At 69.8% G+C, this 9297-nt stretch carries 7 protein-coding genes; all 7 read right to left on the reverse strand.

The annotated features are described in order from the left end of the window. Positions 1–126 precede the first annotated feature (126 nt). On the reverse strand, positions 127–1557 hold the full coding sequence (argH, locus tag RTM68_RS11675; protein ID WP_312171029.1) for an argininosuccinate lyase: 1431 nt from the start codon (positions 1555–1557) through the stop codon (positions 127–129). Continuing rightward, the gene (gene argF / locus RTM68_RS11680) at positions 1557–2486 is read right to left on the reverse strand and encodes an ornithine carbamoyltransferase (RefSeq protein ID WP_312171030.1); all 930 of its coding nucleotides are present in this window, start codon (positions 2484–2486) and stop codon (positions 1557–1559) included. Before argF ends, argH begins: the two co-directional genes overlap by 1 nt. After that, positions 2483–3694, reverse strand: a complete 1212-nt coding sequence (locus RTM68_RS11685) for an acetylornithine transaminase (RefSeq protein ID WP_312171032.1) — start codon at positions 3692–3694, stop codon at positions 2483–2485. Before RTM68_RS11685 ends, argF begins: the two co-directional genes overlap by 4 nt. After that, positions 3691–4611, reverse strand: coding sequence for an acetylglutamate kinase (argB, locus tag RTM68_RS11690; protein WP_312171034.1), 921 nt, complete (start codon positions 4609–4611; stop codon positions 3691–3693). The genes RTM68_RS11685 and argB overlap by 4 nt, the downstream gene beginning before the upstream one ends. Next, positions 4608–5765: a bifunctional glutamate N-acetyltransferase/amino-acid acetyltransferase ArgJ gene (gene argJ / locus RTM68_RS11695; RefSeq protein WP_312171036.1), complete on the reverse strand. Its 1158-nt coding sequence runs from the start codon at positions 5763–5765 to the stop codon at positions 4608–4610. The genes argB and argJ overlap by 4 nt, the downstream gene beginning before the upstream one ends. Beyond that, positions 5762–6814 (reverse strand): N-acetyl-gamma-glutamyl-phosphate reductase, encoded by a 1053-nt coding sequence (gene argC, locus RTM68_RS11700; protein ID WP_312171038.1) that lies wholly within the window; start codon positions 6812–6814, stop codon positions 5762–5764. Before argC ends, argJ begins: the two co-directional genes overlap by 4 nt. A 244-nt stretch (positions 6815–7058) precedes the next feature. Next, positions 7059–9209, reverse strand: a complete 2151-nt coding sequence (locus RTM68_RS11705; RefSeq protein WP_312171040.1) for a bifunctional hydroxymethylpyrimidine kinase/phosphomethylpyrimidine kinase — start codon at positions 9207–9209, stop codon at positions 7059–7061. Positions 9210–9297: the final 88 nt, after the last annotated feature.

A 9297-nucleotide genomic window follows, 5' to 3' on the forward strand; every position in this document is an offset into this window, starting at 1 on the left:
GGCCGCCGACGTCGCGCTGCACTGACCCGAACCCGCCGAACCATCGGCATGAGCCGAACGGCCCGTGGAGATCCTCGTCGAGAACCTTCACGGGCCGTTCGCCGTCACGGGGACGCGAGTGCGCTGCTACAGGCCGAGTGCGTGCGCGGCCGCCTGCGCCCGCGCCACGAGCTCGGCGCGCTGCTCGGTCACTCGCACGGGTGCCGTGCCTCCGGCTCCGGTGCGAGACGCCACCGAGCCCTCGATCGTGAGGACCTCGCGGACCTCCGGGACCAGGTGCGGCGAGACCGAGAGCAGCAGCTCGTCGGAGGCGTCCTCGAGCCCGATCCCCTGCTCTTCGCAGGCGCGGACGAGCGCGCCGGAGATCTCGTGCGCGTCGCGGAAGGGCACCCGTCGTTTCACGAGCCACTCGGCGACGTCGGTCGCGAGCGAGAAGCCCTCCGGCGCGAGCGAGGCCATGCGCTCGGTGTCGAAGCGCAGCGTCGCGATCATTCCGGCGAATGCGGGAAGCACGACCTCGAGAGTCTGCACGGAGTCGAAGACCGGTTCCTTGTCCTCCTGCAGGTCGCGGTTGTACGCGAGCGGGAGGCCCTTGAGCGTCGCCATGAGCCCCGAGAGGTTGCCGATCAGACGCCCCGACTTGCCACGAGCGAGCTCCGCGATGTCGGGGTTCTTCTTCTGAGGCATGATGCTCGACCCGGTCGAGTAGCTGTCGTGCAGCGTGACGAAGCCGAACTCGCGCGTGTTCCAGAGGATGATCTCCTCGCTCAGACGCGACAGGTCGACTCCGGTCATCGCAGCGATGAAGGCGAACTCCGCCACGACGTCGCGCGCGGCGGTGCCGTCGAGCGAGTTCTCGGCGGGTCGGTCGAGACCGAGCTCGGAGGCCACGAGTGCCGGATCGAGACCGAGCGTCGATCCCGCGAGCGCTCCCCCGCCGTACGGCGAGGCACCGGCGCGACGGCGCCAGTCGACGAGGCGCTCGAGTTCGCGTACGAGAGGCCAGCCGTGCGCCTGCAGGTGGTGTGCGAGCAGGACCGGCTGCGCGTGCTGCAGATGCGTGCGTCCGGGGAGGATCGCGTCGGGGTGCGCCTCCGCCTGGGCAACGAGAGCATCGATGACGCGGAGCAGGTCCCGGGCGATGACCCGGGCGTGATCGATCAGGTACATCCGCACGAGGGTCGCGATCTGGTCGTTCCGACTGCGGCCCGCACGGAGGCGGCCGCCCAGCTCCGGCCCCAGCTCGGCGATGAGTGCCTGCTCGAGAGCTCCGTGCACATCCTCGTCGGACGGCACCGGCCGCAGAGTGCCGTCGGCGACCTTGCGCGCCACGGCATCCAGCCCCGCGTGCATGCGCGCGGCCTCGTCGGACTCGAGATACCCGGCGGCCTCGAGCGCGGTCGCATGCGCGTGGGACCCTGCGATGTCGTAGGGCGCGAGCACCCAGTCGAAGTGGGTCGACCGGCTCAGCTCGACGAGCTCAGGGGAAGGTCCGCTCGCGAACCGCGCACCCCAGAGGGCGCCCTCGTTGGTGCCTTCGTTCTTCGAGTCGCTCATCACGCGTCCTTCTTGCCGAGCAGCCAGACCAGAAGCGCCTTCTGCGCGTGCAGGCGGTTCTCGGCCTCGTCCCAGACGACGCTCTGCGGTCCGTCGATTACCTCGGAGTCGACCTCGTACCCACGGTCCGCGGGCAGGCAGTGGATGAAGACCGCTTCGGGGTCGGCGATCTGCATCGTCTCGGGCGTCACCTTGTAGCCGCCGAGATCGCGGATGCGGGCGAGTTTCTCCTCTTCCTTCCCCATCGACACCCAGGTGTCGGTGACGACGACGTCGGCTCCGGCCGCCGCCTCGACGGCATCGGTGAAGAGCGTGATCGATCCTCCGGTCTCCGCGGCGCGGCGATCGGCTGCCTCGACGACGTCGGCGCGAGGTGCGTAGTCGGCGGGCGACGCGATGCGCACGTGCATGCCGGCAGTCACGCCCGCCAGCGCATACGAGTGCGCCATGTTGCTCTGACCGTCACCGAAGAACGTCAGGGTCAGGCCCTTGAGATCGCCCTTGTGCTCGCGGATCGTGAGCAGATCGGCGAGCAGCTGGCACGGGTGGAAGTCATCCGAGAGGGCGTTGACGACCGGAACCGTGGTGCCGGCTGCCATCTCCTCTAGTCCCGACTGCGCATAGGTGCGCCAGACGATGGCCGCGACCTGGCGCTCGAGCACCCGGGCCGTGTCCGACGGGGTCTCCTTGCCGCCGAGCTGGCTGTTGGCCGTCGAGATGATCAGCGGGGAGCCGCCGAGGTCGGCGATGCCCACCGCGAACGAGACGCGGGTGCGGGTAGACGACTTGTCGAAGATCACCGCGACCGTCTGCGGACCGGCGAGCGCCTTGTTCGCCCAGCGATCCTTCTTCAGCTCGATGGCGAGATCGAGGATCTCCGCCTGCTCTGCGGGGGTCAGATCGTCGTCACGCAGAAGGTGGCGGGTCATGCGAGGGCCTTTCCGGATTCGGTGAGGGATGCCTGGACAGCGGCGAGCGATGCCGCGAAGAGGTCGCGGAACTCGGCGAGCTCCGCGTCTCCGATGGTGAGCGCCGGCGCGATGCGCACGGTCTCGGGGTTCGCCGCGTTCACGATGAGGCCGCGCTCCTGGGCCGCGGCGACGACCTCGTTCGCGACCGGAGCGCTCAGGGCCACACCGATCAGGAGTCCGCGCCCGCGCACTCCGGTGACGAGAGGCGACTCGAGCCCTGCGATGATCTCGCGCAGCTCCTCGCCACGGCGCGCCGCGTTCTCGACGAGTCCGGCGTCTTCGATCTCGGTGAGCACCGCATCAGCGACAGCGGTGGCCAGCGGGTTGCCGCCGAACGTCGAACCGTGCGAGCCGGGTGTGAAGAGCGAGCTCGCCGCACCGTAGGTGACGAGCGCGCCGATCGGGAAGCCGCCGCCGATGCCCTTCGCGAGCGTGATGGCGTCGGGAGTGATGCCCTCGTGGCTGAATCCGAACCAGGCACCCGTGCGCCCGGCCCCCGTCTGGATCTCATCGACGATGAGCAGCGCACCGTGCTTCAGCGTGAGCGAACGCGCCGCCTGGAGGTACCCCTCCGGCAGCTCGACGACGCCGGCCTCGCCCTGGATGGGCTCGACGATCACGGCGGCGACACGGTCGTCGATCGCGGCCTCGAGGGCTTCGATCGTCGCGGGGATGTGCTCGACACCACCCGGCATCGGCTCGAACGGCGCCCGCATCGCGGCCTTCGCCGTCAATGCCAGCGAGCCCATGGTGCGTCCGTGGAAGCCGTTCTCGAGGGCGATGATGCGCGGCTTCTCGGTGCCGCCGTGCAGACGGGCGAGCTTGAACGCCGCCTCGTTGGCCTCGGCGCCGGAGTTCGAGAAGAACACGCGGCCGTCGATCCCGGCGCCCGCGAGGCGCTTCAGCCGTGCGGCGAGCGCGAGCTGCGAGGGCGTCGCGAAGTAGTTGGACACGTGTGCGAGGGTCGCCGCCTGCCGCGACACGGCCTCGACGAACACCGGGTGCGCGTGACCGAGAGAGGTCACCGCGATGCCGGCGAGGAAGTCGAGGTGGCGGTTGCCCTCGGAGTCCCAGAGGTACGAGCCCTCACCGCGAGTGAGCATCGCCAGACGGGGTCCTGCGTTGAGGACCAGGTCGCTCGCTGCGTCATCCTGCCAATTGCTCATGCGTTCGTCCCTGCGCTTCCCATGACCACTTCTGTTCCGATTCCCTTGCTGGTGAAGAGTTCGACGAGCACCGAGTGCGGCACACGTCCGTCGATGATGGCGGCGGCGTCGACGCCGCCCTCGATCGCGTCCAGGCATGCCTTCATCTTCGGGATCATGCCGGATTCGAGAGTCGGGAGCATCTCGATGAGAGCCTCCGAGGTGAGGTGGGAGACGAGCGAGTCGCGGTTGGGCCAATCGGCGTAGAGGCCGGGGACATCCGTGAGGATGACGAGCTTGCGCGCCTTCAGCGCCACGGCGAGCGCGGCGGCCGCGGCGTCCGCGTTCACGTTGAGCGACTGACCGGGGTGATCGAGGTCCGGGGCGATGCTCGAGACCACGGGCACACGACCCGCCGCGAGGTGGTCGAGCACCGGTGTCGGATCGACCTCGACGACGTCGCCGACGCGACCGAGGTCGATCTCCTCGCCGTCGATCACGACGCCGCGGCGGCGCCCACCGAAGAGTCCTGCGTCCTCGCCGCTGAGACCGGTCGCGATCGGACCGTGCGAGTTGATCTTGGAGACCAGCTGCGGGTTGACCTGACCGGTGAGCACCATGCGCACCACGCTGATCGCCTCGGTGTTGGTGACGCGGTAGCCGCCCTTGAACTCGCTCGGGATCTCGAGCCGCTGCAGCATGTCGGAGATCTGGGGGCCGCCGCCGTGCACGACGACGGGCTGCACTCCGACATAGCGCAGATACGCGATGTCCTGGGCGAAGGCCTCCTGCAGTTCATCCGAGACCATCGCGTTTCCGCCGTACTTGACGACGACGATCTGGTCGCGGAACTTCTTCAGCCACGGAAGCGACTCGATGAGCGTCGCTGCCTTGACGGCGGCGACGTCGGGCGTGGTGTCCTGGATGTCGGTGGTCATGAGGCGTAGGCGCTGTTCTCGTGCACGTAGTCGTGAGTGAGGTCGTTCGTCAGGATGGTCGCCGTCGCGTCTCCGACCTTGAGGTCGATCACGAGGTGCGTGGCGCGCGGCGTCAGGTCGACCTCCTCGCGCGGCCGGTCGGGGCCACCTTCGCTGCACACGCGGACGCCGTTCATCCACACGTCGACGTCGTAGGGGTCGAACTGCGCGTTCGTCGTGCCGATCGCCGCGAGCACCCGACCCCAGTTCGGGTCGTTGCCGAAGATCGCGGCTTTGAAGAGGTTGTTCCGGGCGACCGAACGGCCGACCTCGACGGCCTCCCCCTCGGTCACGGCATGCTGCACCTCGATCGTGATGTCGTGGCTCGCCCCCTCGGCATCTCCCTGCAGCTTGACCGCGAGCTCCAGGCAGAGCTCGCGCAGGGCTGCGGTGAAGTCGTCGAGGGCGGGCAGGATGCCCGATGCACCGTTGGCGAGCAGCGTGACCTGGTCGTTCGTCGACATGCAGCCATCGGAGTCGAGACGGTCGAACGTCGTGCCGGTCGCTGCGCGCAGGGCGGCGTCCGCTTCGAGCGGCTCGAGCACCGCATCCGTCGTGATGACGACCAGCATGGTCGCGAGCCCCGGGGCGAGCATGCCGGCGCCCTTCGCCATGCCGCCGATGGTCCAGCCGTCGCGGGTCACGATCGCGGTCTTCGACACGCTGTCGGTGGTCATGATGGCCTGAGCCGCCACATCACCGCCGTCGGTCGAGAGCTCGGCGATCGCCTGCTCGGTGCCCGCGAGGACCTTGCCGCGGAACACCTCGTCGCCGACGCCGATGAGACCGGTCGAACAGACGAGCACGTCGCCGGCGCTGACGCCGAGCAGCTCTGCCGCCTTCTCGGCGGTCTGGTGCGTGGTCTGGAAACCGAAGCTCCCGGTGAAGCAGTTCGCTCCCCCGGAGTTCAGCACGACCGCTTCGACCACACGATCGGCGACGGCCTGCTGCGACCAGATGATCGGGTTGGCCTTGGCGCGGTTGCTCGTGAAGACGGCCGCGCCGACCTTGCGCGGGCCGCGGTTGACGACCACGGCGACATCGGGCTTGCCGGTCGACTTGAGGCCGGCGGCGACTCCGGCCGCCTCGAATCCTGCGGGGGCGGTGACGCTCACGGCGCGACTCCGTTCACTGAGAGGGCGCGGGACTCGGGCAGCCCCAGCGCGAGGTTCATGGACTGGACGGCAGCGCCTGCGGTGCCCTTGACGAGATTGTCGACCGCGGTGACCACCGTCACCCGGTTGGCGGCACGGTCGATCGCGAGGCCGATCAGCGCGGTGTTCGCGCCGAGGACGTCGGCCGTGCGCGGGAAATGTCCCTCCGGCAGCAGCTGCACGAAGGTCTCATCGCCGTACGCGTCTTCCCACGCCGCTCTGATCTCGGCGTCGCTGACGTCGCCGACGATCGGTGCGGTCGAGGTGGCGAGGATTCCCCGCGACATCGGCACGAGCACCGGGGTGAAGGAGATGCGGATGCCGTCGGGGGCGGCGCCGGACGCTGCGGCGAGCGCCTGACGGATCTCGGGGATGTGCCGGTGGGTGCCGCCCACCGCGTACGGGTTGGCGGTCCCGAGGATCTCGCTGCCGAGCAGGTTCGTCTTGAGGCTCTTGCCTGCGCCCGAGGGGCCGACGGCGAGCACCGACACGATGTCGCCCGGATCGATCACGCCTGCGGCCACACCGGGGGCGAGGCTCAGGCTCACGGTCGAGGCGTTGCACCCCGGGGCGGCGATCCGCGTGGCACCGCGCAGAGTCTCCCGCTGTTTGACGCCGCCCACGAGCAGCTCGGGAACGCCGTAGGCCCAGGGCTCATGGAACTCGCCCCCGTAGAAGGCGTCCCACGAATCCTGCGAGGTGAGCCGATGGTCGGCACCGGCGTCGATCACGAGGGGTGTGTCGCCGAGCGCATCCGTGTACTGCCCCGACTGACCGTGCGGCAGCGCGAGGAAGACGATGTCGTGCCCGGCGAGGATCTCGGGTGTGGTGTCCTGCAGCGTCAGATGGGCGAGAGAGCGCAGGTGCGGCTGGTGCTGCACGAGAGGCTGGCCCGCGTTCGAGTGCGCCGTGACGGTGCGGATCTCGATGTCGGGGTGCGACGCGAGGAGGCGCAGGATCTCGCCGCCCGCGTAGCCGGATGCGCCGGAGACGGCGACGGAGTACGTCATGCTTCTACCTTAACGGTCGGACCCCTCGTCGAACTCGGGGTGCAGTGTCGGGAACCGGGGCGGCGACACCGGCACTCGACCGCCGTGCGTACGCAGGCAGAAGCGCAGGGTCGCCTAGAGTCGGCGGCCGCTGCGGCGTCGGCGCACAGCGATGACGCTCGGAACGAGCGTCAGAGAGGCGGTGGCGGCCGAAGGCATGCCGCGACGATAGCGCGCTCGTCGCGGCATGCGCAAATCCGGTGCGTCACGCAGAGAAGGCTGCGGCGAAGGGCGCGGCGAAGAACGCGAGCTCATGGGCGCTCGAGACCTCGAACACGCGGAGCATCCGTGCCCTGCGATCAGTGGACGATGCGGCAGCTGCTTCTGCGACGTACGCGATCGCCTGCTCGGTCGCCACGTCGAACGCAGGGTCCGCGTAGGTGGCGAGCCAGGAGGCGTACGGATGCCGAGCGTCTCTCGCGTACTCTCCGAACGCCCCCGCGTGCAGACGCTGTCCGAGATCTGAGTACAGCCAGAAGCACGGGAGCACGGCGGCGATGAGTTCGGCGTAGTCACCGCCGAATGCCACGGAGCGCAGGTGATCGAGGTACGCGACCGTGGCCGGCGCGGGAGCGACCGCGAAGGTCGCGTCATCGACGCCCTCCCCCGGGGTCAGCCAGGAGGCGTGCAGCTCGAGCTCGCCGACGATCGCGCCCTCGGCCGATCGCGCCCAGAACGCCTGCTCGTGCGGAGTCGGGGCGAGCCGCGAGGCTGCGGCGAGCACACGTGAGTACTCCCGCAGATAGAGGGCGTCCTGCGCGAGATAGAACAGGAACGGCTCCCTGGCGAGAGTGCCGTCGGCGAGCCCACGGATGAACGGGAGCTCGTCGATCCTCCTCCGCACCTCGGCCGTGCGGTCCCACCAGTCGGAGCGGACCTGCGCCGGTGTCGGGGCCGTGTCGAGCCCTCCGCGCTGCCACAACCCCGCGAAGTGACCGATCGGGCCGTGACCACGGCCGACCTGGAGTCCCTCACCGGCGCGCAGCGACTCGCGCAGCCACGACCGGGTGGAGGCGACGGCATCGACGGGCGTCTCGCCGCGGGCGAGACGCGTCGCCAGCGCCGACGACAGCGAGCATCCGGTGCCGTGGGTGTTCGCCGTGCGGATGCGGGTGCCCGGATACTCCGTCAGCACGCCGCGGGCGACGTCGACGAGCGCATCGGGGACGTCATCGCCGTCAAGGTGGCCGCCCTTCACGAGCACTGCCGCACCGATGTCACCAGACAGCCCCTCCGCTGCGGCGAGAGCGTCGTTCCAACCGGAGATCGGACGCCCGGCGAGTGCTGCGAGCTCGCCGAGGTTCGGAGTCACGACGTCAGCGCGTCCGAGCAGGTCGCGCAGCGCCGCCTCGGCGTCCTCGTCGAGCAGCCTGTCACCGCTGGTGGCGATCATGACCGGGTCGAGCACGACGATCGGCGGTCGCACCTCGTCGAGCCACTCGGCGACGGCGCCGATCACCTCGACGTTCGCGAGCATCCCGATCTTCACGGCGTCGACGATGATGTCGTCGGAGAGCGCGTCGAGCTGGTCCCGCAGGAACGATGTCGGCGGAACATGCACTCCGCGCACCCCCGTGGTGTTCTGCGCGGTGAGGGCCGTCACCACCGCCATGCCGTATCCGCCGTTCGCCGCGATGGACTTGAGATCGGCCTGGATTCCCGCGCCACCGGACGGGTCGCTCCCGGCGATGCTGAGCACTCTCGGCGTTCCTGCGGCCCGCCACCGGCTCACGAACGACGCTGCGGTCTGCACAGGGTCAGGCGCCGCGCACAGCGCCGAGACCACCGCGAGCCCTGCAGCACCGGCGTCTCGAAGCGCCTCGGTGTCGTCGATGTTCACTCCGCCGATCGCCACGCAGGGCAGATCGGTCGTCGCGACGAGTGCCCGGAACCCCTCGACACCGAGAGCCGGCGGGTGGTCGGGTTTCGTGCTGGTCGGGCGGATGACGCCGACGCCGAGGTAGTCGACGGTTCCGGCGGGCAGCGCCCGCACCGCCTCGAAGTGCTCGGCGCTGTTCGCCGTGAGTCCGATGACCGCGTCAGGGCCCAGGGCTTCACGGGCATGCAGCACCGACGCGTCCCCCTGACCGAGATGCACGCCGTCGACCGTCGCGCCCTTCTCGCGCGCGGCGAGCGCCGCGTCGAGCCGATCGTTCACGACGAGCAGGGCACGCCCGTCTATCACGTGGGCGAGCGCGACCAGCTGCGCGGCGATCTCGGCATCCGTCGCCGTCTTGTCGCGCAGCTGCACGATGCGCACTCCACCGTCGACAGCCTGTCGCACGGTCTCGACGACGCCACGCTCACCGCAGAGTTCGGGATCCGTGACGAGGTACAGCGAGAGGTCGGCGATCACAGCGCACGCTCCTCGATGCGCGCCGCCGCGGCGATGTCGCGGGGGCGCACGGCGGCGAGCGCATCGAGCAGCGCCACCGCGAAGCTGC

Origin of the sequence: Microbacterium sp., from assembly GCF_031988965.1 — a bacterium.
Classification (GTDB): Bacteria; Actinomycetota; Actinomycetes; order Actinomycetales; family Microbacteriaceae; genus Microbacterium.

What these genes read in the sequence shown, in the direction of transcription:
- argH (WP_312171029.1), bottom strand. Translation starts at nt 1,557, where the DNA reads ATGAGCGACTCGAAGAACGAAGGCACCAACGAGGGCGCCCTCTGGGGT.
- argF (WP_312171030.1), bottom strand. Translation starts at nt 2,486, where the DNA reads ATGACCCGCCACCTTCTGCGTGACGACGATCTGACCCCCGCAGAGCAG.
- RTM68_RS11685 (WP_312171032.1), bottom strand. Translation starts at nt 3,694, where the DNA reads ATGAGCAATTGGCAGGATGACGCAGCGAGCGACCTGGTCCTCAACGCA.
- argB (WP_312171034.1), bottom strand. Translation starts at nt 4,611, where the DNA reads ATGACCACCGACATCCAGGACACCACGCCCGACGTCGCCGCCGTCAAG.
- argC (WP_312171038.1), bottom strand. Translation starts at nt 6,814, where the DNA reads ATGACGTACTCCGTCGCCGTCTCCGGCGCATCCGGCTACGCGGGCGGC.